The 26,686-nt window shown below is 36.8% G+C and carries 19 protein-coding genes; 15 read left to right on the forward strand and 4 right to left on the reverse strand.

Going from position 1 to position 26,686, the window contains the following annotated elements:
- Nucleotides 1-292 precede the first annotated feature (292 nt).
- Complete coding sequence (locus D0T60_RS14795; protein WP_163218906.1) at nucleotides 293-1,600, reverse strand: acyloxyacyl hydrolase; 1,308 nt, start codon at nucleotides 1,598-1,600, stop codon at nucleotides 293-295.
- A 177-nt stretch (nucleotides 1,601-1,777) separates the two neighbouring features.
- On the reverse strand, nucleotides 1,778-2,293 hold the full coding sequence (locus D0T60_RS14800; RefSeq protein ID WP_163218907.1) for an HU family DNA-binding protein: 516 nt from the start codon (nucleotides 2,291-2,293) through the stop codon (nucleotides 1,778-1,780).
- Nucleotides 2,294-2,891: 598 nt separating this feature from the next.
- Between D0T60_RS14800 and D0T60_RS14805 the strand changes: the two genes are divergently transcribed.
- Nucleotides 2,892-4,010: a 6-bladed beta-propeller gene (locus D0T60_RS14805; RefSeq protein WP_163218908.1), complete on the forward strand. Its 1,119-nt coding sequence runs from the start codon at nucleotides 2,892-2,894 to the stop codon at nucleotides 4,008-4,010.
- Nucleotides 4,011-4,207: 197 nt separating this feature from the next.
- On the opposite strand, the gene D0T60_RS14810 is transcribed toward D0T60_RS14805, so the two are convergent.
- Nucleotides 4,208-6,175 carry a hypothetical protein gene (locus tag D0T60_RS14810; protein ID WP_163218909.1) on the reverse strand — a complete coding sequence of 656 codons (1,968 nt, stop codon included), beginning with the start codon at nucleotides 6,173-6,175 and terminating at the stop codon, nucleotides 4,208-4,210.
- Nucleotides 6,176-6,373: 198 nt separating this feature from the next.
- Here D0T60_RS14810 and D0T60_RS14815 point away from each other — a divergent pair, with 198 nt between their 5' ends.
- A complete protein-coding gene (locus tag D0T60_RS14815; protein WP_163218910.1) occupies nucleotides 6,374-7,420 on the forward strand; it encodes a BF3164 family lipoprotein in 1,047 nt (348 codons plus the stop codon).
- Here the strand turns inward: D0T60_RS14815 and D0T60_RS14820 are convergent.
- Nucleotides 7,393-8,457 carry a hypothetical protein gene (locus tag D0T60_RS14820; RefSeq protein ID WP_163218911.1) on the reverse strand — a complete coding sequence of 355 codons (1,065 nt, stop codon included), beginning with the start codon at nucleotides 8,455-8,457 and terminating at the stop codon, nucleotides 7,393-7,395. The genes D0T60_RS14815 and D0T60_RS14820 overlap by 28 nt on opposite strands.
- 113 nt (nucleotides 8,458-8,570) lie before the next feature.
- Between D0T60_RS14820 and D0T60_RS14825 the strand changes: the two genes are divergently transcribed.
- The 13 genes from D0T60_RS14825 to D0T60_RS14885 all read left to right on the forward strand — a co-directional run bounded on the left by D0T60_RS14825 (nucleotide 8,571) and on the right by D0T60_RS14885 (nucleotide 26,606).
- The gene (locus D0T60_RS14825) at nucleotides 8,571-8,819 is read left to right on the forward strand and encodes an NVEALA domain-containing protein (protein ID WP_163218912.1); all 249 of its coding nucleotides are present in this window, start codon (nucleotides 8,571-8,573) and stop codon (nucleotides 8,817-8,819) included.
- A 264-nt stretch (nucleotides 8,820-9,083) separates the two neighbouring features.
- Nucleotides 9,084-9,941 (forward strand): DUF1573 domain-containing protein, encoded by an 858-nt coding sequence (locus D0T60_RS14830; protein ID WP_163218913.1) that lies wholly within the window; start codon nucleotides 9,084-9,086, stop codon nucleotides 9,939-9,941.
- A gap of 17 nt (nucleotides 9,942-9,958) precedes the next feature.
- Nucleotides 9,959-11,920, forward strand: a complete 1,962-nt coding sequence (locus tag D0T60_RS14835; RefSeq protein WP_163218914.1) for a transglutaminase domain-containing protein — start codon at nucleotides 9,959-9,961, stop codon at nucleotides 11,918-11,920.
- An 11-nt stretch (nucleotides 11,921-11,931) separates the two neighbouring features.
- On the forward strand, nucleotides 11,932-12,822 hold the full coding sequence (lepB, locus tag D0T60_RS14840; protein ID WP_163218915.1) for a signal peptidase I: 891 nt from the start codon (nucleotides 11,932-11,934) through the stop codon (nucleotides 12,820-12,822).
- 180 nt (nucleotides 12,823-13,002) lie between these two features.
- The gene (locus D0T60_RS14845; protein ID WP_163218916.1) at nucleotides 13,003-13,278 is read left to right on the forward strand and encodes an NVEALA domain-containing protein; all 276 of its coding nucleotides are present in this window, start codon (nucleotides 13,003-13,005) and stop codon (nucleotides 13,276-13,278) included.
- 92 nt (nucleotides 13,279-13,370) lie between these two features.
- The gene (locus tag D0T60_RS14850) at nucleotides 13,371-14,408 is read left to right on the forward strand and encodes a BF3164 family lipoprotein (RefSeq protein ID WP_163218917.1); all 1,038 of its coding nucleotides are present in this window, start codon (nucleotides 13,371-13,373) and stop codon (nucleotides 14,406-14,408) included.
- 19 nt (nucleotides 14,409-14,427) lie between these two features.
- Nucleotides 14,428-15,450 carry a hypothetical protein gene (locus D0T60_RS14855; protein WP_163218918.1) on the forward strand — a complete coding sequence of 341 codons (1,023 nt, stop codon included), beginning with the start codon at nucleotides 14,428-14,430 and terminating at the stop codon, nucleotides 15,448-15,450.
- Between the two features lie 141 nt (nucleotides 15,451-15,591).
- A complete protein-coding gene (locus D0T60_RS14860) occupies nucleotides 15,592-15,858 on the forward strand; it encodes an NVEALA domain-containing protein (RefSeq protein WP_163218919.1) in 267 nt (88 codons plus the stop codon).
- Nucleotides 15,859-15,996: 138 nt separating this feature from the next.
- The gene (locus D0T60_RS14865; protein WP_163218920.1) at nucleotides 15,997-17,613 is read left to right on the forward strand and encodes an O-antigen ligase family protein; all 1,617 of its coding nucleotides are present in this window, start codon (nucleotides 15,997-15,999) and stop codon (nucleotides 17,611-17,613) included.
- Between the two features lie 95 nt (nucleotides 17,614-17,708).
- Nucleotides 17,709-18,770: an efflux RND transporter periplasmic adaptor subunit gene (locus D0T60_RS14870; RefSeq protein WP_163218921.1), complete on the forward strand. Its 1,062-nt coding sequence runs from the start codon at nucleotides 17,709-17,711 to the stop codon at nucleotides 18,768-18,770.
- A 120-nt stretch (nucleotides 18,771-18,890) separates the two neighbouring features.
- The gene (locus D0T60_RS14875) at nucleotides 18,891-21,956 is read left to right on the forward strand and encodes an efflux RND transporter permease subunit (protein ID WP_163218922.1); all 3,066 of its coding nucleotides are present in this window, start codon (nucleotides 18,891-18,893) and stop codon (nucleotides 21,954-21,956) included.
- A 3-nt stretch (nucleotides 21,957-21,959) separates the two neighbouring features.
- Nucleotides 21,960-23,441: a TolC family protein gene (locus D0T60_RS14880; protein ID WP_163218923.1), complete on the forward strand. Its 1,482-nt coding sequence runs from the start codon at nucleotides 21,960-21,962 to the stop codon at nucleotides 23,439-23,441.
- Between the two features lie 12 nt (nucleotides 23,442-23,453).
- Entirely contained in the window at nucleotides 23,454-26,606 is a 3,153-nt protein-coding gene (locus D0T60_RS14885) for an efflux RND transporter permease subunit (RefSeq protein WP_163218924.1), read from the forward strand.
- Nucleotides 26,607-26,686 lie beyond the last annotated feature (80 nt).

Below are 26,686 nucleotides of genomic sequence, written 5' to 3' on the forward strand. Positions count from 1 at the left end.
CTTAAACTGGCCATGTGATTTATTCACTACGACAACACTAATAGTGCCTGAACGGTTCCTTTTCTTGCGTACAAACATTATGCGAAGGTACATAAATTACGCTTGCGTCACCCAAAGTCACCCACTTTTATAGGCTAACGTGCTGATAATCATTGTGCGCTATGTGATGGCGCAAAAAAGTGATGAAGTCAGGAAATGCTCTGAGCCGTCAGCTAAAGCAGACGGCAATTGATAGAACTTAACAGCCCTGCCCTCAACGAGGGTGAGAGTTGTGGACAGTGGGGGTATCTTCCTAATTCTTAATCAGCTTAAACGGCTTATGATCAAACATATACCCAACCCCAAAGAACATATACTGTGCCTTACTGAACTTTTGCGAACGTATGGTGAAGGAACCATATAGATTATCCCAAAAAGGAACTTTCACATTGAAAGCTTGGTAAAGCCTGTGGTCGTTCTTTTTGCCTTTAATTACTTCATATCCTACCATTCCGGTTACGGAGTATTTGGGCATTACAATGTCTCCTCTGACTGAGAGTCCCAATGCCCAGCGATCCATGAATTTGCCACTATAAAGTTTGGCTATATCACTGCCATCCGGCTTCTCTCCGATCTTTTTGGCAGTGTAATCGGCGCTTTCATCATATACAATATCAATTCCTCCTCCATATCTATATTTATAGTTGGGCATGTGTAGTAGGGCATAGCTCACATTTCCTACAAAGAAGTTCTTGTTGATGTATGGAGATGATAACCCGGTTTCTTCTGTATCAAACCTTCTTTGCCGAACAGTAGAGTTGAAAGTTATATCTGAGATTAGGCGACTATTATCATACGAAGGGGCACGAAGATTCGGATTAAATTCGTTCACAATTCGTTCCCGATCGAAATAATAAGTTAACCCAACGAAGGCAGCTACTGTATTTACCCCCGAATTAGGCATTCGGGTGGCTCCGTTGGAGACATGACTGAGAGTGGCTCCTATATTCAAATCCCAATCTTTGCTTAGCAGGTAGTTGTAGTAGAGGTTGGCCGCAAAATAGATATTTACGGGAGCTCCAATGCACTTATTGTCGGGGTTTGTTGCTGCATTGTATTTCTTCCAGTTGAAAGATGCCCCGAAATTCCATTCATATTTTACCATCGATCTAAATGAAAAAGCCTTTAATATTCCTCCCTGAAATAGATAAGCAGAAATGGGATGTCCTGTCTGTTTGCTGTTAAAATCATAAAAACCGATACCGATACCATAATACGGCATGCCGTATACAATATCTTTCCATCTGTTTCCTAACGAGGTTACTCCTACGCGCATTTCACTATATTGCACGTAACCGGTTTTTAACTTATCTTCTTCCACAAGGGCTTTACCTCCGGAATATTTCATATTGATAAATACCGGACGTTTTAATAGATGAGACTTCGGATCATGCATCAGTAAATTATATTGCCGGAAAGAGTCTATTTGAGCGGAATCCGGAACAGATAACCGCCTGTTTGTATAATCCGAAGAATTATTTTTGAACCACGAAGTGGCCGATACTGATGATGTTATCCCCCAAAGGAAAATAGCTGTAGTTAAGGTTTTTATCTTTGTCATATCTCCTAATATGAATGGTTAATATGAGGACAGGTTTGCAAGTTAAATGATTAATGGAACTATTACAAACTTTGTTTCTTGAAAAAGTTTTCTTTAACAGAATAGTTAACGTTTGATGCTTTGATTTTGTTTAATAAAAAAGGCTCATGGATATCCTCATGAGCCTTTCTTTTCTTGTTATGCCGACGGATCTATAAATTCGTCTCCTCCTCCACCGCTGCCGTTACCACTGTCGTTATTGCCTCCGGTATTGTCTTCGTCGGCATCACCAACGTAACCTTTCGCCAAACGACTAATGTGGGTAAACTCAATGTCCTCAAGTAATGCACGTGTTCTGACTCCGCCTAATTTTACATTATATTCGGGTGTGAATTTAACGATAAGACTTCCAAATTGTGAAGGTTTCACGTCTTTCTTTTCAACTACCCCTTTTCCTTTGCTTCGTCCGTACACGCAAAATGTACCTAATCCTTCAAGGCGAACAGTGTGTCCTTCCTTTAAATTCATGTTCATGAATAAAGGTAAACTGTATAACGCCGCGGAAATATCCGCTTGTGTTAGTGTTGTGGCATTTGAGATTAGTTTGCTCAATGTTTTTATGCCAACTACTTTCCCGGTTCTTACAACGCCCGGTCTCCATAAAAAGTTCCCATCTTTGTCGGGTCTTGAATCTTGTGTTTCTTTGTAATACATAAACTTTTAATTTTTAGTTAGTAAAATAGTTTGTTTGGATATCTGTTGCAAATATAATAGGTTATTTTCGATTGTGCAATGTTTTGGTTTTGAATTAACGTTTATTAAATGCGTCATGTTTTGTCGTTTGTGATTTTTATTTGTTTTAATGTGTATATTAAGCTGTTGTTTTATAGGCGGTTGTGTATTGTTTATTGGTGATTTGATTACTTTCTTTTGGTTTTTATTCTGTTTTTAAGTGTTTGGTTGCGCTTTTTGTAAAGTATATAACTTGTTGGTTTAAAGGTGTATAGTTGATTGTGATGTAGCTGTACACTTGATGGTTTTGTAGGTATATACTTAAGCATGCCAAAGGTATATACCTAAAGATCCTAAAGGTATATACTTATGGCGTGTTTAAGTGTACACCTTTGCAACCTAAAGGTGTATACCTTTGTGTTGTGAAAGTGTATATTTAAGTGGGTGTTGTGTTTGTGTTATATATAAGGTACGCGTACCTTATATATAACATGAAATTGCAGGTAAAAAGTATACTTTAAAAGTTGCTATTGCGGCACTATTTGCTTAATATTGAGCTTTTATAATAAATAGAACTGTCATGAGTAGAGTTTTCTTGTGTATACTCCTTGTTTTTGCATTATCTTCCTGTAGTTTTTCTAACAAGCAAATTCAAAATGAAGATTATTTTGAAGTAAACTTTGATTTGTTATCAGATTCTCTCCTTCCTATAAGAGTAATTAAATATATACCATTAGAGACAAATGAAAATTGTTTGATTAGTGCTATTGATAAGGTGATTTATAAACACCATAAGTTTTATGTTTTTGATAAAGGAGGTAGCGCTATTTATGTATTCAATGAGAATGGAAAACGGATTCATACCATTCATCAGGTAGGGAATGGTCCCGGAGAATATGATTATCCTATGGATATAGATGTAGATAAAGATGGAAATTTGTATGTATATAATCATACAAATCAAACACTACTAAAATTTCCGTTTGATAATATAACCAAAGGAGAAACGTTTATTAAAACAGGAGAATATTGTATGGACTTTGCGCTCACGGAGTCGGGCCATATTTATATGAGTGATGTAGTGCGCGAAGGCAGGTTTGCTATAAAATTAGCCCGCTACGCTTTAAGTGACAGAGAACTGTCTGTGTTGGAAGAAAACGAACATCCTCTTTGGGATGGAATTTCGCGTGCATCCAACCACTATTTATTCCGTTCAACGAATGGAGGCTTATATCACTATAAGCGTTTTTCGAATCAGATAAAGTTTCTTGAAGGGAGTGAGGGCGGCAAAGATATTGTCTTTACATCTAAAAAGGTTCCTTCTGCCAGCAGGTTAGATAAATGGGCAGAAAATAAGAATGCTTTTATAGAAGATTATGAATATCTCAGGGATGTTTCTGCCTGTTATGAAAACAGAGATTATATCTTAATTACATTTGAAATGATACCTAAAATACAAACTATAATCAATAAGCATACTGGCAAAGTTTGTAATATTAGTACACTTTCGTTTTCACAGCGTGATGTTGGGTATTTAAATAAAATAGTAGCTGCTGATGAGAACTATTTTGTTTCTTTATGTTCGCCTACCTCTGCTTTTCTGGAAAAAGCGTTGGAAGAGGATGGAGAGAAAAGTAAGGTGTTGGAGGGGCTTACGGAAGATGCTAATTCGGTGCTGGTGGTGTTTGGGTTTGAGTGAGTGTGTTTTTATAACTCAAAAAAGAATAAGAATTATGTCTTTTTTTAGATAGGTATTTGTAATTGGTTTATGTTATTTGGCGCCATCTTCATTATCAATGAATCCCCGTTAGGGGATTCATGTTTAATCAATGTTGATATATATAAAATAGTAGATACTACGAGTGAATGAAGACTTCAATCTGGTATTTCCCTTTTTTACCACCACACTTGCTCCCCATTTTCATAAGTAAAAATGCGTTCTTCTTTCCCTTTAGTGTGATTATGTAAAAGGAATAGAGCATTTGTGGGACAATTTTCATAGGTTATTGTAATGTAATCAGCGTTTTTTTTGCCCAATGATTGCCACTGATTATTTCTCCAATAAAACAACTCATATTCATCTCCGGGCTCAATGAAATTACCATCGTTGCGAGGGAAATAAGCGATTCGGTCTATTTTTATTGATTTTCCAAAATCAAGTCCCACCCAACAATTGCTATTTTGAGGGGCATCAAAGTAAGTTAATGCATCTCTGTCGAAAACTCCAGTTTTGCTGTATCTAAGATCCTTACGGTTTGCCCCCTCTGTACCTATAATTCTACCCATAGTAGGATTGATAGAGTCCTTTTCGTAAAAAAACAACTCGGCTATGTTACAATGTGCTTTAGCTGGTCCGTAATATCGCCAATAGCGGGCACTATCTTTTTGTTGACTTAGATTTACTTCTCTTCCATAGAGACCTAATTCGGTAATGGTATGTAGTGTTACTGAATCTTTGAAAAGAGAATCGGTGGCTATTTGAAATTTTCCCCCTTTTACTCTGCCGGCTACTTTATATATAATTTCATGAGGAGGGTATTTGCGGTTTAAAGTCAGTGTTTGTTTATTGAGAGTGTCTGCTTTCAGGCTGATCTGTTTTCCGGAAATGGATAATAAAATAGGATCGGCGAAAGCTTGAATGCCATCTGATTCGTAGAATACAGGCAAATAAACCACTCTTTTTCCCATTCTATCAAAGGTGACTTTATTTTTCTTTGTTATTCTGCCATAGTGTATGGGAACCCATTTTTCATTATCGAAAACAGCTAGATAAGCATATTTATGAGAATGTTTAGCTTCAATAGTTACAGATATGTTGTAAGGCTTGAGGTATTCTTCGGTAACATCTTTCATACATAACTCATGAAAGGTAGATGGTACATGTTTCTCTTCTCTATGCAGGTCTAGTATTTCTTTATTGATGGCATACGTTTTTCGGAATGTTTTAGCCATGGGGCGTTCTTCTTTATTAGGACTTCCTGGTTTATCACCGAGTCCTTCGAAAAGCATCTTTTTCCCTGAAGTTTCAAGCAATACATTCCAACTATGCCCTAACGAGCGAGATGGCCATTGTGGGGTATGATCTATAACCACAGGAATACCTTTGGCGCGCATCACAGACATTGCGAGAGTATTATAATCCTCGCAGTTTCCTAAAGGTATTTGAGTCAGTGTATTCATTTTCCGTACAGAAAATAAATCATCTAAAAAAATACGCTTTTTAAGACTATCTTTTAATGCCCGGTTTACTTTCTCGCACGCATGATAAGCTGTGTTTTTATAAAGAGGGCAGTAACGAAGATCTTGAATACTGCTGTTGCAGTAATCATGCAGATATTCGCGCCAGTTATCTAATACCTGTATTTCGCTGCTCTTATAAGGAAGAATATATTCACAGAAATCATCAAATTCAACATGTTGTGCCCATTCTCCGTTTTGCCATACATCAAAAGATTGCTCAATGTTGGCAATCAGATAATTGGCTGTAAGGATATGGATATCCCGCACAAACTCTTTATTGAATGTAGCTTCGGATTGTACTAATCTGTAAAGACTGTCTTTTACCTTTATTTCCTGATGTTTATAGATCGCGGCAATGGAGTCAAGTTTTTTGTAATGCCTGTTTATGCGGAGGGTATCTTTCCATGAATAATGTCCTGGCATATTCTCAATAAGGAAGCAGGCAGCTTTATACTTTAAACTGTCTGCTGGATTTTGACTGTAATGAGACAAGACCTTTTCTAATTCAGGTCTGTTATCCCCTGCTAGGATAAGAGCATTTTCTAAATCTTTATTTTCATTATTACAAGCACATAAAATGATGATGTATATAAGAATAAGTACCGAAGGTGTAATTCTCTTCATAGTAATTGATATATTAGTTTAAAACAAAAGTATAGATTTCTGTTTATTCGCTGATATTACAAACTGGTCAATAAATGCGATATTAGTCTCTATTATACAGCAATACAAAATGTGACGTAAATGTGACGTGAAAAATTTGCAAGAAATAATAGCTCTCTCTATATTTATCGGCTTTATAGATTAATCATATATATCACAATGAAAACATATCCCTTTTTGATATTGGTTTTATTATTATCCGGTTGTTTCTCCAATCCGGGGAAGAAGAAACAAGCGTATACAGATTTTCCCGAAACCGTAGAACTTACAGGAACCATCATTGATATTGATACAGCCTTATTTCGTTATCCTTTTCGGATATGTGTTGAGAAGGATAGGGCTTTAGTGCTTGATTTGCACAATCTTGATTATTACTATCACCTATTCACTTATCCCGACTTTGTTTATTTAAATTCATTTGGGAAGCGTGGAAATGCACCCGGTGAGCTGATTTCGGCAGAAAATATGCGTGTGTTTTCAAAAAGAGTACTCACATTGGATGCTAATAAAAGAGAGTTGACCACCTGGAATTTCTCACAAAATAGAGATTCTTTATTACTCGAAAACGCCTTTCCTTTAAATGAAGGGTTGCTTCGCCCGCTGGATTTTACAGTCTATAATGATTCAATCTTTATTATTCCCGATTATTCAGGCGAAAATCGGTTGTGTTGGGTGAATCTACAAGAGGAAATAGTTCAGAAAACAGGAGAAATTCCTACCGACGATAAATCGGCTTTAGAGAATACACCTATTGCTGTTTCACAAGCCTGGCGCAGCTTTATTGATTATAACCCCCGAAACGGAATACTTGCTGCGGTTACCCAATTGGGTGAAGTACTTGAAATCTATAATTTGAAAGATACTACATATATGGCTGTTATGGGACCTCACGGCGAACCTCAATTCAGAAAAATGAAAGGTGGTAATGCTGCTCCTATCGGTATTATGGGGTTTAGTGATGTACAAGTGGGAGATAGCTGTATTTATGCAGTTTTTCATGGGCGCAGTTTTAAAGATATAGCCCAAAGTAAGAAGCAACTTCCGGATGGAGGGCAATTTATTTATGTGTTTGATTTTCAGGGAAATCCTTTGCGGAAATACATATTAGACTGTTATATCAATGGAATTTCCATAGATGAAGAAGCCGGAATAATTTTAGCAACAGATGTAAATAATGATCAACCTATTGTTTCGTTTTCGTTCTGATCGTCGGTCTCGGGAGAAGGATCAGAAAGTGTAAATAGATAATAGTCCTCGTTTTCCGGATCGGAAATAACAGTATAACCACATTTAATCTGATACAGAAAATCTTTAAACCTTTTTATGGCAGTAGTCATGTTAGTGGTGGCATCTATATGGTTAGGCCATAGCTTTTTTTTTAGTGTGTTTTTGTTGACACGGTTATTCTCTGATTCCAAAAATAACTTGGATAATTTTTCTATCTGAGAGGTTAGCTTTTTTCCTTTTTTCTTTTCTCCTTCTTTATAGATTAATTTTTTGTTGAGTGTATCTACCCAAAAGTCTTTTGAATGGTGTTGACTTTCCACAAGAAGAGGGAGAGGATCCGCTTTTGTGTGGTTTTGTAGATGAAAAACTCCTATAGCAATGATGATAATAATACTTATTGCAATTAGAATAGATAATACACCTTTAGGCATAATCTTCCAGAAAGTAAGAAAGGAGTAATCGATGTAAGCATAATAATGAATATCCTCGAAATTGCCTTGATTGGTAAATGATATTTGTTGGTCGATAGACATAGAGGTGGTATCTCTACTCCATTCATGAAATTTTGAAAGTACAGAGTGAGTAACTTCAATGGCTGTCTGCGTATGATAAATGTTATTCTCTTTTAGCAGGCTATCGAATAGGTGCTGAATGGGTTGAGGATGGAGTTCGTTTTTGGCAGATAAATCGGTTTGGTTACTATTAAATATATGAGTTTCATAATCTACTACTTTAGCCTGATAGATAATTAAAGTATCAGCTGTTTGGTATCTCTTGGTAACATACTCTCCAATCTTGTGCTTTTTAGGTTGATAGTCGTATCTGATAATTCGTAGTTGGTCTTTAGTTGTAGATGACGCATATTGTTTAACAGATTCTTTGAGAATCTGTGGTGTTTTACTAAAAATATTTGCGACAACCTCTTTGTGTTGGAAATGAAGTAGAAGTATTATGCTTGCAAACAGTATAATTAATATAACTGTAGTTGCCTTTATATGAGAAAATGTTTTTTTCATGTGTATTGATAATCAGCTTGTTTCAAAATGTGACGCAGATGTGACGCACTTTATTTGTGATTTTAAGATATAAAAGATACTTTCGCAAATGTACTAAATAATATAACAAGAACATGAAAAGTAAATTAAAAAAAATGATGACGGTAGCGGTTTTGCTCATTTTGGTCATCATGGTAAAGGTTGTTAAAAACGACAAACAAGTTTTAGATGTGGCCTTATGCAATGTTGAAGCATTGGCAGACAGTTCAGAATTGTGGGAGGATGGTTATGATTGTTCAGGCACAGGTTCTTTAGATTGTCCTGATGGTGAAATAAAAGTCTATACAATCCGTACTCCTTATTCACTTACTATTAATTGGTAATTAGGGTTTGCCCAATGTTGTTTCAGTGATGAGATAATATTGGGCTTTTTGTCCATGTAAAATTGTTCATGTTTATGTGTTATTGTTCATTTTGTAATTTTCTTGATAAGCTATTTGATGAATATGTCTGTTTGTAATTAGTTGATTTCCAGTATTAATTGAAAATGTGACACAGATGTGACGTACTTTATTTGTCTTGTATTGTGTTGTCCTACTATCTTTGCGATAAATGAAATTCGATTAACAAACTATATTTAAGTCATAATGAAAAACATACATTATCTTTTGTTCTTATTATTGTTTCTTGCTGCTTGCAAAGAATCAGATAAAGCAAAAATAACCAGATTGGTGAAAGAGTGGGAGAATAAAGAAGTTAGCTTTCCTTCTAGCATTAACTATTCTATATTAGGAAAAGATACTACTTATCTCGCTCCCCAAAGAAAATATACTATTGTATCTTATTTAGATTCAGTAGGCTGTACTTCTTGCAAGTTGCAACTTCATCGTTGGAAAGATGTAATAGCAGAATTTGATTCTCTTTCATCTCACACCATCTTTTTCCAATTTATATTTCATGCTAAAGATAAAAGAGAGATGATATACTTGATTAGGCGTGATCGTTTTGATTACCCTGTATGGATTGATGAGACAGATAGTTTTAACAAATTAAATAAGCTACCAGAAAGCAGGCTGTTTCATACATTCTTATTGAATGAGCAAAATAGAGTGGTTGCTATAGGAGATCCAATGCAAAATCCTAAAATAAAAGACTTATATCTAAAAATTATTTTGGGAAAAGATATGAAAGCTACTCTTAAGACATCAGTTAAAGTAGATCAAACTGTTATTGATTTAGGAGAATTTGATTGGATGACTTCACAAGAAGTAACCTTTCATTTAAAGAATGTGGGTAAAAATCTGTTAGTAATCAATGATGTAGCCGCCTCGTGTGGATGTGTAAAAGTTAGTTATGATAAAAAACCGGTAAAAGTGGGAGAGGACATTGAATTGAAAGTAAGCTATAAAGCAGATCATGTGGAAAACTTTAATAAATCAATAAAAGTCTATACTAATGCTGAGGATTCTCCTGTAGAATTGAAAGTGAAAGGTGTGGCTAAATAAATTGCAGCAGTATGTATATGAAGTTTAGTTTACTTGTGTGTGTTGTCATCTTTGTTCTTTCGTGCTCATCAGGGCTTTGGGTAGATCAAACTCTACAATATGCAGGGGAGAACCGATTGGAATTGGAAAACGTATTAAATCACTATAAGGATAATGCAGAAAAGAGAAAAGCTACCCGTTTTCTTATTGAAAATATGGTGAATAAATATTATTATACGGGAAGGCTAATGGATAGATACGATGTGTTATTTCATTTGTATGATTCATTGCATCGAAATGATATTATTACTGGTGATCCTCCTGTTATCACTTCAACCTGGGATTCAATTGAAAATCGTTTTGGTAAACTTACTCCTCAATCGTTAGAACTGAATTTGGATTGCCGTACATTGCCATCCGATTTCTTAGTTGAAAATATAGAAACAGCATTTAATGCAAAACAATCCCGTTTTCCTTTTCTGGATAATAGTTTTGAGACATTTTGTGAGTTTGTTCTTCCGTATCGTGCAGGAAATGAGTATCCGGAAGACTATAGAAAACGTTATTATACAGAGTTTAAACACTTAATAGATACGGTGGCAGATACAGATACAATCGGACTGTTAGATGCTTTCCATCGGGAATTTCATAAAGAGAGAAAGATCAGGGTAAGTAATCAACTATGGGATTACCCGATCTCTATTCCTGTTAGTAAAATGGAATTAGGCAAAAGAGGAGCTTGCCGACATCAGACGGTGTATTGTGCCTCTGTGATGCGAGCTTGCGGATTGCCGGTAGGTATTGATTTTGTGAAAAGCTGGGGAAATAGAAGTCAAGGACATGAATGGAATGTGCTTTTATTAAAGGATGGTAATATCTATCCGTTTGATGCTTTTCAGAGTAAACGTGCGGAATTGTTGTATAAACCGGCTAAAATCTTTCGGAAAATGTTTGCTAATCATTATTTGCCTGAAGATATACCTGCTTTGGACGAAGTTCCCGCGACACTTCTTTGTCCGGATGAAATGGATGTAACCCACCAGTATGGAAAAACATACAATGTAGAAGTGGAATGTACCTACAAATATCAAGGAGAAAAGAAGAAGAGATATGGCGTAATTTGTGTATTTGATAATACGCAATGGAAACCGATTTATTACGGGAAAATCTCAGGTAATAAAATGACCTTTCCAAATATGATGGGAGATGTCTGTTATATGGCGGGATATTATGATCAGGGAGATATTATTCCGGCAACGGATCCTTTTATATTGGAAAAAGATGGTCATATCCATTTGCTTACTACAGACCATACGAATAAAAGTGATATGATTTTACAACGGAAATATCCTCGTTTTCCCCGTATGGAGCTTTTTGCTGCCGGTATACGGCGATCAAAAGTAGAAGCTTCTCATGAACCGGGTTTTAAGAACCCTACCCTTCTTTTTGATTTAGGTATAACACCGATAGATGTGTCAGATACAAATCTTAAAGCAACGGAGAAATTCAGGTATGTGCGTTGGAAGATTGTAAGTTATCGTAACGGTAATTTAGCTGAAGTGGAATTCTATGGAAAGCGCTCTCCGGATGAACCTGAAACAAAGTTGACAGGAACTATTATTGGTGCACCTGCTGTTTCAGAGGAACAGCTTCATCCTTATACACATGCCATGGATGGTGACCCGGATACCTATTTTTCAAAGAAAAGAGAAGAACTGGGGTATGTAGGTTTAGACTTAGGAAAAGGAAATGAGCACTATATAACTCGCGTTCGTTACTGGCCTCGGAGTGATACAAACTTTATATTAATAGGCGATACCTATGAGTTGTGTTATTGGAATCAAGGAAAGTGGCACAGCATGGGTAAAAAAGTTGCAACCGATTTAACAATTACTTTTGAGCAGGTTCCTCAAAATACATTTTATATTTTACATAATCGGACCAAAGGAAAAGAAGAACGCATTTTTACTTATGAGAATGGAAAGCAAGTATGGTGGTAAATGAAGGTAAGATGAAACAGAAGACAAAAATATCCAAAATTATAAATAGAATAATCAATGGAGCTTTCGTAGCAGTCCTTCTTTTAATTCTATTCTTACTATTGAATGTTTTCTGTTTTGCTTCTTTCAAGATTCCTTCGGACTCCATGGAACCGGAATTAATCTCTGGTGACTATGTTTTAGTGAATAAACTAATAATGGGTGCCCGACTATTTAATATATCAGCCGCTTTTAATAAGGAAGAGTTCAACATATATCGAATGCCGGGATTAAGTGAAGTTAAACGTAATGATGTGTTGGTCTTTAATTTTCCTTTTTCACAAAAAAAGGATAGTATAAGTTTTAACCTGATGAACTATTATATAAAACGTTGTATCGGATTGCCTGGTGATTCTGTAGAAATAGTAAATGCACATTATCGGGTAAAAGGATTTGAAGAGGAGTTTGGGAATGTTTTATCTCAGGATAAATTGGCTACTATTTTAGAGGATGATTCCGTAGCTGCCTCATCCGGTATTGTTATTTATGGCTATCCCCGGGACAGGAAGATTGGGTGGAGTATTCGTAATTTTGGACCTTTCTATTTACCCGAAAAAGGTAAGCAAATTGTAATGGATAGAAATAATGTGGTTATATATCGACCGCTAATTGAATGGGAGCAGAAAAAGAGATTGCGATGGAGAAAAGACAAAGCGGTTTTAGGAGAGAATGAAATAACTCATTATACTTTTCAGAGCAACTATTACTTTGTAGCGGGCGATAAGGTGGAAAATTCAAAAGATTCTCGTTATTGGGGAGCATTGCCAGAGGAATTTATTGTGGGAAAAGCTTCTCTGATCTGGAAGTCAAAGGATAGTGCAAATAGAACCCGATGGGAACGAGTAATGAAAAAGATAAATTGAAAACTAAAAAAAGGAGCGAATGGCTTGCTTGTAGGAAGGTTACTAATTCGCTCCTACTCACCAAAAAGAAAGGAGGTGATAGGCAAAGGTAGAATATTAAATGATTTTAGGCAAATATTGCTTAGCCGTTGAAATGATAGATACGGGAATATACTATTAATTAAATAAAAAGAATTTAAAATGAAAAAGAATATTTTGAAAGTTGCTATAGTGGCAATGTTTGCTCTTTTCGCTGGATATAATGTTTATACTTCACAGGTGAAGGATTCTTTATTGTCAGATTTGATGCTAAATAATATTGAGGCTCTTGCTGATGACAAAGAAGGAAATGCGCCTTCTGGTTGCTATGCTACTATTTGTAGCAGTGATTGTGTAGTTGGGAATGTGAGGTATATTTATGAATCATCGGATGATTGTTCATGTGACCTTTGTACTGGTGCCAACGAAAAACATTAACTTGAAAGGTTAGTGTCGATTAAAAGTCCCTTCTACATATATGTAGAAGGGTATGTAATTGTTGTTATTTTAACATGTTAATATGTAATAAAATGAGAATATTCTTTTATGTGATTTTTTGTTTTTTGTTTTTTTGCTCCTGTAACGTTAACAATAAAAAAGAGAGTAGTAAGAGTGTAGAGCGTATCTCTGTAAATCCCATCTTCTTGACAAATGAATTATTGTCTAATTTACCGGGAACACTTTTAGTTTATGAAAAAGAGATTGCATGGCTCAATCATTCTTCTTTAGAAGGTTTTGTTTCCATATTTGACAAACAAACAGGAGATGAAATAACTTCATTTGGGCGTATTGGAGAAGGACCTGAAGAAGTATTTACACCTCAGCTTGCTAAAGGGGTGAATAATAGTATTATAGTTTATGATCTTAATTCATATAAGGTTTTATTCTATTCATTAGATAGTTTGTTAAACGGTAATAAAATGCTTTTTAATGTTGAGAAATGGGAGGAAATGCAACAAAAACTGAGATTAATTCAGGTGGATAGCACTTCTTATGTGTTATTTGGGACTGAAGATAATAAACCTTTTTTGTTTTTAAATAATAACAATAAATCATATTTTGGACATTATCCTATTAAACATTCTGATGAGATAAGTAATAGAATGTCAATTTTTCAAGGAGTTGTATCATATAATTCTCATAAGCAGTATTTGTTATATAGTGTCGGTGGTATGTCTTATCTGGCTTTATATGAATATGCGAACGGAATGTTTAACCAAAAATGGGAAAAGCATTTGTCGGAAGTAGAATATACAATCACCAATAACAAAATGAAAATAACCAAAACCCCTAAGTATGCTCCTACAGCTTTATGCTTAACAAAAGATTATATTGTCACTATAGAACGTGATAAAGAGAATGCGACTCCTCTTCCTCCTAAGAAGACAAAAGGAAGAGATTTCTCAAGGGCTCCACAAACTCTTTTTGTTTATGATTATGATATGAACTTATTGAAAATTGTAAATTTGGGTTTACCTGTTTTATCTGTAGCTTCAGACGATTTAAATAATGATGTGTTTTTTATTGGAGCGGATCCAGAATTATGTTTAGGTAAGTGTGCTATATAGTTTTTTTAATAAAAATATAATGAATAAATTTATTATTTTATCTTCTATCCTTGTCACTTTTATATCTTGTAAGAAAGAAAAATCAAAAGAAATAGAACGAGTCAATGCCTCTCCTCTAATTTTGGTTGATAGTTTGTTCGTTGATATGCCTGGCTCTCTTCTTGCTTATGAAGATGAATTGATTTGGAAAGAGCATTCAAGAAAAGATGGATTTATTCATGTTTTTGATAAAACGACAGGAAAAGAAAAAACATCATTTGGCAACTTTAAAGGAGAAATGGAAGAAATGATTACTCCCCGAATAACAAAAGGGAATGATCGTGAATTGCTAATATATGACCTTAATAGTACTAAGGTATTGTATTTTCATTTAGATAGTGTTTTAAATGGGAATAATACCCCATTCAATATAGTTTATATAGATGAAAACTCTGGTTATTATAACTTACTATTAATGAATAAAGATTCTTATTTAATGCTGGGTGAAAATAGTAGTAAGCCTTTTGTGTTCTTCGAAAATGGGGAGAAAACTTTTATGGGACATTATCCAATTGAAATATCTGATGCAATAGATAAAGGGAGCGTTCTTGATGGAGCACTTTTTTATAATTTATACAATCATAGTTTGTTGTATACATTGAGAGAGATGTCTTACCTATCTTTATACGAGTATGATAATGGGATAATTAAACAAAAATGGGAGAAGACATTCTGTAAAGTAAATTGCAAGATATCTCGTAACCGATTGAGGGCTGCTAAACCAGCGAAATATACTCCTTCTACAATTACCTTAACAAAGGATTATATTGTAACTGTTGAACAAGATTCTTTGAATGTAAAAAAATACCCAAAGAAAAAAGAAGAGATAAGGAAGTTCTCAAAAGCACCTAATACTCTTTTTGTTTATGATTATGATATGAACTTATTGAAAATTGTAGATGTAGATCTTCCTATTTTAAGATTGGCATCAGAAGGAAATAATAATGAAGTCTTTTTTATAGGAGTAAATCCGGAATTTTGTATTGGTAAGTGCATTTTATAGAAATGTTGACTTATTTGTATGAAGGCTATTTGTTAGTGTTAGTTTAAAAAAAGGAGGTGATTGGCATAGAACTCAAGTAAACTTGGATTTTTTGTTGATAGGGATAGAGTTATTTAATTTGTTTTAAATTGATAAATAATTATGAAGAAAAATGTATTAAAAGTTGTTTTTTCGATGATGTTGTTTTTTTTTATAGGTTATAATGTGTATGTTTCACAAAAAGGTTCTTTATTGTCTGATTTGCTGTTGAATAATGTAGAGGCTCTTGCTGATGATAAAGAAAGTGATGGGACATTGGGATGTTGGGCTACTATTTGTGATAAATCGTGTCGATTTGGGGATATAATATATAGCTATACATCTGAAGAAGAATGTCCTTGTTCGCTTTGTACAGGAGATTGTGACTGACTTAAAGGAGATTCTATATCCAATATTTAAGACTATTAAAATGTAACAAGTAACAAATAGTAGTAACTATTGGAATGAGCTCTAAGGGGTATATTCTGGAAATTATTAAATTTATGTTTGAAGTAGAGAAGTTATTAGATGCAGAAAATAATAAATAATGTATTGTTGGCTACAGGAGTATTATTTATGCTGTCTGTTATATTTTACATAAATACTGAAGTACCGATAGAGGAATTTACTGGATATTTTAAGTGGATAGCTTATTCATCGTGTGCGTTTGTTGTTTGCTCCTTTTTTATTACTTTGATTAGCTTTAATAATAAAAATAATTTTTCAGCTATACTGGTCTGGATAATCATCTTCTTAGGTGTCGTTGAATCAATTTGGGGGTTACATCAACTTTATGGTTATGTCATTTCTAATCACTCACTCTACTACCTAACCGGTTCTTTCTTTAACCCAGGTCCTTACTCCGGATATTTAGCACTCATCCTTCCCCTTTGTCTAAATGAATACCTGAAAGTGAGTTCACTTACAGATAAACATTGGAAGGATAAGGTTTGTTCTTATCTATCCGGAGGTATACTACTATTAATCATCTGCATCCTCCCCGCCGGCATGAGCCGTTCCGCCTGGATTGCAGCCATCATATCTTGTACCTTCGTATACGGAATACATCATAATTGGCTAAACAAACTGAATAATTACCGAAAGCACCAAACAAAGAAATTTATAACCCTACTTTCCATTTTCATTATCATAACTTTCTTAGGAATCCTTTTATTATTCTCCTTCAAAAAGAACTCCGCTAACGGTCGTTTATTTATGTGGAAAATAACCACTCAAGCCATTCTAAAAGAACCCCTCACCGGATATGGAACAGGAAGTTTCCCAAGAGTATACGGAGCCACCCAAGAACAATACTTTGCCAACGGAAACTATTCCGAACAAGAAGAACTCGTTGCCGGCAGCCCCGAATACGCTTTCAATGAATACCTACATATAGCTTTGGAGTGGGGAATTCCTGTATTGATTATTCTATTAACTTTTGTTGCCTTCTGTTTTTATAAAGGTCTTCAAAAGAAACGAATAGGTATATGTGGGGCTATTCTCTCTTTGTTAGTCTTTGCCTTTTCTTCGTATCCATTTCAACTCCCTGCTTTTGTGGTTACTTTTGTTTTCCTATTAGCTGCTTGCCTGATAGATAAGAACGACTATGTATTACTACTTTTTGCTTTATTGATAGGAGGAGTAGGAGTTTATCTTTTAAAAACGAATGTATATGAGGAATGCAAAAAGTGGACTAAGACCAAAATGCTTTATAATATGCATGCTTATCAAGCAGCAAAAAAGGAATATCAAGAACTTTATCCGGCTTTAAATAATCGTGCCGCATTTTTATTTGAATATGGGCATTGCCTCCATAAATTGAATGAATATGAAGAATCCACTATTATATTGTTAGAAGCGGCTAACTATAGTTGTGATCCCATGATCTTTAATATTATAGGTAAAAACTATCAAGCGCAACAGCAATATAAAGAGGCAGAGCACTGGTTTAAACGTTCTACTCATTTATTGCCGGGTAGAATATATCCTTATTATCTGTTGACAAAGCTTTATGCTGAGCCTGCGTTTAATGAACAAGATAAAATGAAAGAGATGGCAAAGATTGTGTTAACTAAGGAACCTAAAGTGCAGTCTACGGCTATTAAGGAGATGAGGAGAGAGGTGGAAAAATTATTGAAGGAATAACACCCGTAGAGACGCACGGCGTGCGTCTCAGATGCATATAACGATGACGAAATATGAGACGCACACCGTGCGTCTCTACAGATAAAAAACAAAATATGAAAAATTACTATCTCTTATTAATCATGCTGTTTCTCTTCTCTTGCTCCGCGGAAAAGAAAACAGAAAAAGCAGAAGAAACTGTTTCCACGGTTCTTCCTGAAAAGAAAAGTGAAGTTACCGTTGTTACTTTGAAGAAACAGACTTTCAACCATGAATTAGTTAGCAACGGAAAGATTACAGCCAGAGGAGTAGCCGATCTTCGCTTTCAATCTTCGGAGATAGTAGCTCATATCTATGTGAAGAATGGCGATCGGGTAAGAAAAGGACAAAAGATAGCTGAACTTGATAAATTCCGATTAAGTAACAAGCTGACCCAATCCAAAGAGTCGATGGAGAAAGCCAAATTGGAATTGAAAGATGTATTAATAGGACAAGGTTACGGAATAGACGATCCCAACAAGATACCCGAAGAAACCATGCAGCTGGCGAAGATCCGAAGTGGCTATGATCAAACTAAATCCCAGTATGAAATGGCACAATATGAATATGATCGAGCTACTTTGATAGCCCCATTCGATGGGATAGTAGCCAACCTATTTGCCAAACCTCACAATATCCCCTCCACTTCGGAAGTGTTCTGTACCATTATCGATTCGTATGGTATGGAAGTTGACTTTACAGTATTGGAGAGCGAACTGGCTTTAATCAAAAAAGGAGATAAGGTAGAGGTAACTCCCTATTCGGGACCCGCAACCAGATATGACGGAAGTATTACCGAGATAAATCCATTGGTAGACGATAAGGGAATAGTTCGCGTACGAGCCAAGATAAACGGGAATAGCAATCTCTTTACCGGAATGAATGTGCGAATCAGCGTGCATCGTTCATTAGGTGAGCAATTGGTAGTACCTAAGAGTGCGGTAGTGCTTCGCACCGGAAAGCAGGTAATCTTTACATTGAAAGATGGCAAAGCTATGTGGAACTATGTACAAACCGGCTTGGAGAATGCAGAATACTACACACTTGTGGGAAGTGATTTGGAAGAAGGAGCCATTGTTATTGCAATGGGAAATGTGAATTTGGCGCATGAGGCACCGGTGAATGTGATTTACGATTAGACGATTTACGAATTACGATTAATAAATGTCTTTTTTAAATATAGCTGAACTTCTTACTATAAATTAAGTAAATCTAACTTCAATCGTCAATAGTAAATAGTCTAATCGTAAATAAAAAATATGATAAAATTCCTAATACAACGCCCCATAGCCGTCCTCATGGCATTTACAGCCTGCTTTATTATTGGGCTGATTACTTATTCTGCCTTGCCGGTGTCGTTGCTTCCGGATATTGCCATTCCGGAGATAACGGTTCAGGTATCTTCTGCCAATACATCGGCTCGTGAGTTGGAGAATACCGTTGTGAAACCCATTCGCCAGCAATTGATACAGGTGACCCGGTTGCGCGATATGACCAGTGAAACCCGGGATGGTGCCGCAATTATTCGCTTAAGCTTTGATTATGGCACAAATACCGATCTGGCTTTTATCGAAGTCAATGAGAAGATTGATGCATCCATGAATTATCTTCCTAAAGAAGCGGATCGACCAAAAGTAGTAAAGGCCAGTGCTACGGATATTCCGGTGTTCTACCTGAATCTGACTTTAAAGAATGATATTGTCTATCAGGATACCGATGAAAAAGCATTCCTGGATCTATGTGAATTTGCAGAATCAGTCATTAAACGGCGTATTGAACAATTGCCGGAAGTGGCTATGGTGGATGTTACAGGTCTGTTGGCCCGGCAGGTACAAATCATCCCCGATATGAATAAACTGGCTACACTGGATTTGTCTATTTCAGATGTAGAATCTGCTCTGAACCAGAATAATGTGGAGCCGGGTAGTATGACGGTACGCGATGGCTATTACGAATATAATATTAAATTCTCTACGGTACTACGTACGGTGGAAGATATAGAAAACATCTATATAAATAAGAACGGACGGATTATACAGTTTAAAGACTTTTGTCGTGTCCATCTGGCACCTGTACAGGAAAAAGGTGTGTCGGTTTCCAATGGTAAACGCGCGGTAACATTGGCTATTATTAAACAAGCCGATGAGAATATGGATAACCTGAAAGGTGCATTGGGAAAAACCATGAATCATTTCTCAAGGGCATATTCGGATATTGAATTCAACATCAGTAGAGATCAGACGGAATTGCTTGATTACACCATCTCCAATTTGCAGCAAAACCTTTCTCTGGGATTTATCTTTATTTGTATTGTAGCAATCCTATTCTTAGGCGATGTAAAGTCTCCTTTTATTATTGGGTTGAGTATGGTGGTTTCTATTGTAATTTGCTTTTTGTTCTTCTACCTGTTTAAAATGTCGTTGAATATCATTTCACTGTCAGGATTGATACTGGCATTGGGGATGATGATTGATAGCTCGATTATTGTAACCGAGAATATTTCACAGTACAGAGAAAGAGGGTATACCTTGCATAAAGCTTGTGTAGCGGGTACAAGCGAAGTAATAACCCCTATGTTGAGTTCTTCCCTTACTACCATTGCTGTGTTTGTACCATTGATTTTTATGAGTGGTATTGCCGGAGCTATTTTCTTCGATCAGGCCTTTTCTGTAACCGTGGGACTGATTGTTTCGTATTTCACCGGAATCATGTTGCTTCCTGTATTGTATGCGTTGGTGTATTCATTTCGAATGCGAAGTAAGAAGCTCTTTGCGTTGAAAATCAATAATCCGTTTAAGGAGCATACTTTAGACGGATGGTATGATAGAGGAATAGATTGGGTGTTTAAGCATAAATTCATCTGTACTCTATTTTGCCTGATATCTATCCCTCTGTGCGTATTTCTTTTTTCTTTTATCCGAAAAGAGCGGATGCCTGAGATCAGTCAGAACGAATTAATGGTACATATCGACTGGAATGAGAATATACATGTACACGAGAATCGAAACAGAGTATATAGCCTGTTTAAAACATTGGAAGGACGTTTTATAGAACATACGGCATCTATTGGTCAGCAAGACTTTTTGCTGAACAGAGAGCAGGAACTCTCTTCTTCGGAAGCGGAGTTATACTTTAGAACGAAATATACCGATGAAATAACTCCTTTACAGGAAGATGTACAAAAAACGCTATCGAAGCTTTATCCGAATGCAGTCTTCACCTTTTCACCTCCGGAAACTTTCTTTGAGAAGCTTTTTGTAACCGGAGAGGCGCAAGTAGTGGCCGAACTATATGCCCGAAACCGGGAACGGGCACCCGAAGCCGATGATCTGAAGACGTTGGAAGCAAGTATAACCGAGCAAACTGGAAATATTCCCACTAAGATTGCCTTTGAGAATCAATTAAATATTCTGATTGATCAGGAGAAACTATTGCTTTATAATGTTTCTTACAATGAATTGTATCGAACACTAAAGACTGCTTTTAAAGAAAATAGTGTGGCAACTCTTCGCTCGTTTCAGCAATACTTGCCCATTGCCATTGCGGGAGAAGAAAAGACTGTTAATACCGTATTGCAGGAAACGCTGATACAGACGCAAGCTACTGGTAACAATAGGGTGAATTATATCCCTATCCGTGAATTGGTAACTATTGTTCCGTCGGAAGATTTGAAAAGTATTATGGCTGGAAAGAATGGAGAGTACATACCTTTCAGCTTTTATCAGGTAAAGGACGCTGAGCAGTTAATGACCGAAGTGAAAAGAATCACAGAAGAGACAGGAGAGTGGGATACCCGTTTCTCAGGAAGTTTCTTTTCCAATAGAAAGATGCTGAATGAACTGGTGGTGATCCTGTTGGTGTCTGTGCTTCTGATGTATTTTATTCTGGCCGCTCAGTTTGAAAGCTTTCTGCAACCTCTGATCGTTTTAATAGAGATACCAATAGATGTCGCATTTGCATTATTGCTACTTTGGTTGTGTGGGCATACGTTGAATTTAATGTCTGCCATTGGCTTGATTGTAACCTGTGGGATTATTATTAACGACTCTATATTAAAGTTGGATGCTATTAATGAGTTGCGGAAGTCCGGCACTCCATTGATGGAAGCCATCCATACCGCAGGTAAAAGGCGCTTGCGACCGATTATTATGACATCGCTGACTACCATCTTTGCTATGGTTCCGTTGCTTTTCACTTCGGATATGGGATCGGAACTTCAGAAGCCGCTGTCTATTGCGATGATTGGTACCATGTCAATAGGAACACTGGTGAGCTTGTTTATTATTCCGTTGGTGTATTGGTTTATTTATAGAAAGAAAGGATGAAAGATGCATAAATACATAATTATTCTATATCTGCTTATTGCTTTACCGCTATCTGCCCAGCAAAAAGTAAAGCTCAGCTTACAACAAACAATTGCTTTAGCCAACGATAGTTCGTTGGAATCTTTTCGTATGGCTAATCTCTATCTGGCAAGTTATTGGGAGTTTCGTACCTATAAGGCGAATCGTTTACCAAGCTTAACGTTGGCGATGACTCCTGCCGACTATAAACGAAATATTACTAAAAGCTATAATTCGGTTTTGAATGCAGATATTTATCGTAGGCAGCAAAACTTTAACGCGTATGGAAATTTGGCTGTTGAACAGAATCTGGATGTAACCGGGGGTACGTTTTACTTAGATACGGAATTGGGATATATGCAGAATTTTGGTGAAAATAAGAAAACCGAATATACAAGTGTACCTATCCGTATAGGATATAAGCAGAGCCTGATAGGCTATAATTCGTTTAAATGGGAAAAGAAAATAGAACCTTTGAAGTACGAAAAAGCCAAGAAAGAATTTATTTATAATGCTGAAAAAGTATCCGAACAAGCTACTACCTATTTCTTTGCCTTAGCTATGGCACAGGCGGAATATAAATTGGCGCAAGATAATGTGCTTTCCAGTGATACACTTTATCGTTTAGGATTACAGCGACATAAGATAGCTGCTATTTCACAAGCCGATTTATTGACCTTAAAGTTAGGACATGTAAATGCCCGGAATACCTTACAGAATGCAGCTATTTCATTAAAACGAGCTATGTTTTCATTGGCTTCTTACTTAGATCTCGATAAACATACAGAGATTGAATTGGATATTCCGGCACGTCCTCGCGATATGAGTATACCTGCTGATAGAGCCATTCTATTAGCACGAGAGAACAATCCGCAGTTTCTGGGATTGGAGCAAAATATTTTAGAAGCCGAAAGGAATGTAGATAAAACCTATAAAGAGTCTCGTTTCAATGCCAGTGTAAATGCTAGTATTGGCTTTAATCAATCAGACAAACGTTTAATTAATACCTATCAGGACTTAATGCGTCAGGAACTTATCTCCTTAAAAATAAGTATTCCGTTGGTAGATTGGGGAGTGCGCAAAGGCAAACATAACATGGCACGAAACAACCTGAATGTAGTAAAGATAGCCTCCCGCCAAAGTGAAGTCAGCTTGGAAGAAGAAGTGATAATGACAGTCAATGACTTTAATATTCAGCAAGACCTGATAGCCAGTGCCGAAGAAGCATTGGATTTAGCTATCCTGGCTTACAATGAAACCCATCAACGGTTTGTCATTGGAAAAACGGATGTCAACAGTTTGACACTTTCCCTGAATCGCCAGCAGGAAGCGCAACGAAATTATATATCTGCCTTAAAGAATTATTGGTTGAATTATTATAAAATAAGGAGGCTCACGCTGCACGATTTTGAATTTGATTTTTCTCTATCCGATAAATTCGATTACAGTTTACAAAGAGGACAATAAAAGAAAACAAATATGAGAAACGTTTCTTCTTTTACCCTGGTTGTTGCCTTTATTTGCCTGGCGTTGGTAGGGATTGCCTTGATTCCATTGCTGCCGGTGAAGCTAAACCCTTCTCATACGCTTCCCGGATTTACGGTGAATTTCAGGATGTCAGGAAGCTCTTCCCGTGTGGTGGAAATAGAGGCTACAAGTAAACTGGAGGCGATGCTGGCTCGTATCAGAGGAATAAGAAAGATAAATTCCAATTCGGGCAATGGGTCGGGAAGTATAACTATTGAATTAGATAGACATGCAGATATAGACGCGGTTCGCTTTGAGGCTTCTACCATCATCAGACAGACATGGCCTCAGTTGCCGGAGGGAGTGTCATATCCTACCATCAGCATGAGGGTGCCCGATAAAAATGCCGTGCGACCATTTATGACTTTTATTCTGAATGCTCCTTCTTCTCCTATTTTAATACAACAATATGCGGAAGAGAACATCAAGCCAAGACTCGCACAACTGTCCGGTATTTATCAGGTAAGTTTAAGTGGGGCTACTCCCATGGAATGGAGATTGGAGTATGACAGTGAGCAGCTGAGAACATTAGGGATCACTGTTAATCAGCTACAGGAGGCTATCCGATTGCATTACCGGAAAGAGTTCTTGGGTACCTGTGACCTTGAAACCGCTCCGGGTAAGAAAGAATGGATACGATTGGCTTTAATGCCTAAAGGTGATAATTCTACTTTTAAACCCGCAAGCATAGTGGTGACAGCTGCCGGAGGTAAACTGATTCAGCTAAATGAGTTGGTAAAGGTGGCTTATCAAGAACAAAGGCCGCAGAGTTATTATCGCATCAATGGATTGAATTCGATTTATCTTTCAATTACTGCCGAAGAGAGTGCTAATCAATTGGAACTTAGCAAGCAAGTGAAGGCTGAAATGGAGCAAATGCATGCTTTTTTACCTGCCGGATATGAGGTACATGCAAACTATGATGCTACAGAGTTTATCAATGAAGAATTAAATAAAATATACCTGCGCACCGGGTTAACGATTCTTATATTGCTTTTGTTTGTGTTTATTATTACCCTCAGTCCCCGTTATCTGTTGTTGATTGTTATCAGTTTGAGTATCAATATAGCCATTGCCTTAATCTTTTATTATCTGTTCGGATTGGAAATGCAGATTTATTCGCTGGCAGGTATTACCATCTCTCTGAATTTGATTATTGATAATACCATTGTGATGACCGATCACCTGTTGCATCGGAAAAACCTGAAAGCGTTTATGTCTATTCTCGCGGCTACCTTAACAACGATGGGGGCATTGGTCATCATCTTCTTCTTAGATGAAAAGATACGCCTGAATTTGCAGGACTTTGCAGCGGTGGTTATTATTAATCTGGGTATTTCATTGTTTACCGCACTCTTTTTAGTTCCGGCGTTAATAGATAAGTTGCGCTTGCAGAAAAGGAAAAAGAAAGGGCATCGTAAAACCTTCTTCAAACGGGGAGCTGTTCATTTTACTCGCTTCTATGAGCGAATGATACGATTTCTCTGTCGCTGGCGCATAGCCGTATGCTTGCTCTTTATTTTTCTGTTCGGGCTGCCCGTTTTTCTAATACCCGAGAAGGTGGAAGGAGAAGGACGTATGGCTCAGTTTTATAATGAAACAATAGGTACAACCACTTATAAAGAGAAGGTAAAGCCTGTAATAGATGTGGTATTTGGAGGTACTTTACGGCTTTTTGCCCAGAAGGTATATGAAGGCAGTTATTTTGGAAACAATGAAGAAGTTGTTTTGCGGGTAAATGCTACGTTGCCCAACGGGAGTACAGTAGAGCAAATGAATAACCTGATTTCCCGGATGGAGGTTTACCTGAGTGAATTTAAAGAGATTAAGCAATTCCAAACCTCGGTGTATGGAGCACGTCGGGCAAATATCAATATTTATTTTACCAAAGAACATCAATATAGTGGATTTCCTTATACCTTAAAATCGAATATAACAAGTAAGGCACTCGAACTGGGAGGTGGAAGTTGGGGAGTATATGGTCTGGAAGATATGGGCTTTAGCAACGATGTGCGTGAGAGGGCAGGTTCATTCCGGGTAAAAATGTATGGCTATAATTACGATGAACTTTATGGGTATGCGGAGTTGCTGAAAACTAAACTGCTCGAACGTCGTCGCATCCGGGAAGTCGATATAAATTCAGAGTTCTCTACCTGGAAAGATGATTATCAGGAGTTTTATTTTCAACTGAATAAAGAACGTATGGCTCGTGAAGGAGTCTCGGCCCGGGGACTTTATTCCACCGTGCAACCAGTATTTGTGAAGGATGTGTCCGTGGGTGCCATCGCCTCTGAATCGGGTTCTGAAAGGATTACACTCTCTTCGGGTCAATCGCAGGCGTATGATATCTGGGGGATGCAACACTTTCCTTATGATACCAGTGGGAAGCATTATAAACTATCCGAATTGGCAGTCATAGAGAAAGGGCAGGCCCCACAGAATATTGTAAAGGAGAACCAACAGTATAGACTTTGTTTGCAATATGAATATATAGGCTCAACAGAACAGGGATGGAAATTGCTGGATAAGGATTTGGAAGAATTTACAGAGCACTTACCAATGGGATATACAGCTAATTCCGATGGGAACCGATGGCGTTGGAGTAAAAAAGACAATAAGCAGTATTTATTGTTATTGGTTATTGTTGCCATTATCTTCTTTACGTCAAGCATCCTGTTTAACTCATTGAAGCAGCCCTTGGCTATTATCTTTGTGATCCCGGTATCTTTTATCGGAGTATTCCTTACCTTTTATTGGTTTAAACTGAACTTTGATCAGGGAGGTTTCGCTTCGTTTGTATTGCTTTGTGGGATTACCGTAAATGCGAGCATTTATGTATTGAATGAATATAATTCCATTAGGCGATGCTTTCCGAAACTTTCTTCCTTAAGAGCCTACACCAAAGCATGGAATGCTAAAGTGGTTCCTATTTTCCTTACGGTTATTTCTACCATTCTGGGCTTTATTCCTTTCCTGGTGGGAACGGCCAAAGAATCGTTTTGGTTTCCCTTGGCTGCCGGTACAATAGGGGGATTGGTGATGTCGGTGATTGCTGTATTTTTGTTGTTGCCGATATTTTCGTTGAGAGGGAAGTTACGGAAATGACCAAATACAGTTTTATAACTCAAAACTACATTCGAAAAAAGACTTTCAACAGGAAGAAACTCCCACTGAATTCCTGTTTT

The sequence above is a fragment of the Bacteroides sp. 224 genome, assembly GCF_010500995.1.
GTDB lineage: Bacteria > Bacteroidota > Bacteroidia > Bacteroidales > Bacteroidaceae > Bacteroides.

Excerpts from the sequence above, each read along its gene's own strand:
- D0T60_RS14850 (WP_163218917.1), top strand. The coding sequence starts at position 13,371 with ATGAGAATATTCTTTTATGTGATTTTTTGTTTTTTGTTTTTTTGCTCC.
- D0T60_RS14835 (WP_163218914.1), top strand. The coding sequence starts at position 9,959 with ATGAAGTTTAGTTTACTTGTGTGTGTTGTCATCTTTGTTCTTTCGTGC.
- D0T60_RS14880 (WP_163218923.1), top strand. The coding sequence starts at position 21,960 with ATGCATAAATACATAATTATTCTATATCTGCTTATTGCTTTACCGCTA.
- D0T60_RS14820 (WP_163218911.1), bottom strand. The coding sequence starts at position 8,457 with ATGAAAAAAACATTTTCTCATATAAAGGCAACTACAGTTATATTAATT.
- D0T60_RS14810 (WP_163218909.1), bottom strand. The coding sequence starts at position 6,175 with ATGAAGAGAATTACACCTTCGGTACTTATTCTTATATACATCATCATT.
- D0T60_RS14885 (WP_163218924.1), top strand. The coding sequence starts at position 23,454 with ATGAGAAACGTTTCTTCTTTTACCCTGGTTGTTGCCTTTATTTGCCTG.
- D0T60_RS14855 (WP_163218918.1), top strand. The coding sequence starts at position 14,428 with ATGAATAAATTTATTATTTTATCTTCTATCCTTGTCACTTTTATATCT.
- D0T60_RS14860 (WP_163218919.1), top strand. The coding sequence starts at position 15,592 with ATGAAGAAAAATGTATTAAAAGTTGTTTTTTCGATGATGTTGTTTTTT.
- D0T60_RS14865 (WP_163218920.1), top strand. The coding sequence starts at position 15,997 with ATGCAGAAAATAATAAATAATGTATTGTTGGCTACAGGAGTATTATTT.
- lepB (WP_163218915.1), top strand. The coding sequence starts at position 11,932 with ATGAAACAGAAGACAAAAATATCCAAAATTATAAATAGAATAATCAAT.
- D0T60_RS14825 (WP_163218912.1), top strand. The coding sequence starts at position 8,571 with ATGAAAAGTAAATTAAAAAAAATGATGACGGTAGCGGTTTTGCTCATT.
- D0T60_RS14795 (WP_163218906.1), bottom strand. The coding sequence starts at position 1,600 with ATGACAAAGATAAAAACCTTAACTACAGCTATTTTCCTTTGGGGGATA.
- D0T60_RS14845 (WP_163218916.1), top strand. The coding sequence starts at position 13,003 with ATGAAAAAGAATATTTTGAAAGTTGCTATAGTGGCAATGTTTGCTCTT.
- D0T60_RS14805 (WP_163218908.1), top strand. The coding sequence starts at position 2,892 with ATGAGTAGAGTTTTCTTGTGTATACTCCTTGTTTTTGCATTATCTTCC.
- D0T60_RS14875 (WP_163218922.1), top strand. The coding sequence starts at position 18,891 with ATGATAAAATTCCTAATACAACGCCCCATAGCCGTCCTCATGGCATTT.
- D0T60_RS14830 (WP_163218913.1), top strand. The coding sequence starts at position 9,084 with ATGAAAAACATACATTATCTTTTGTTCTTATTATTGTTTCTTGCTGCT.
- D0T60_RS14800 (WP_163218907.1), bottom strand. The coding sequence starts at position 2,293 with ATGTATTACAAAGAAACACAAGATTCAAGACCCGACAAAGATGGGAAC.
- D0T60_RS14870 (WP_163218921.1), top strand. The coding sequence starts at position 17,709 with ATGAAAAATTACTATCTCTTATTAATCATGCTGTTTCTCTTCTCTTGC.
- D0T60_RS14815 (WP_163218910.1), top strand. The coding sequence starts at position 6,374 with ATGAAAACATATCCCTTTTTGATATTGGTTTTATTATTATCCGGTTGT.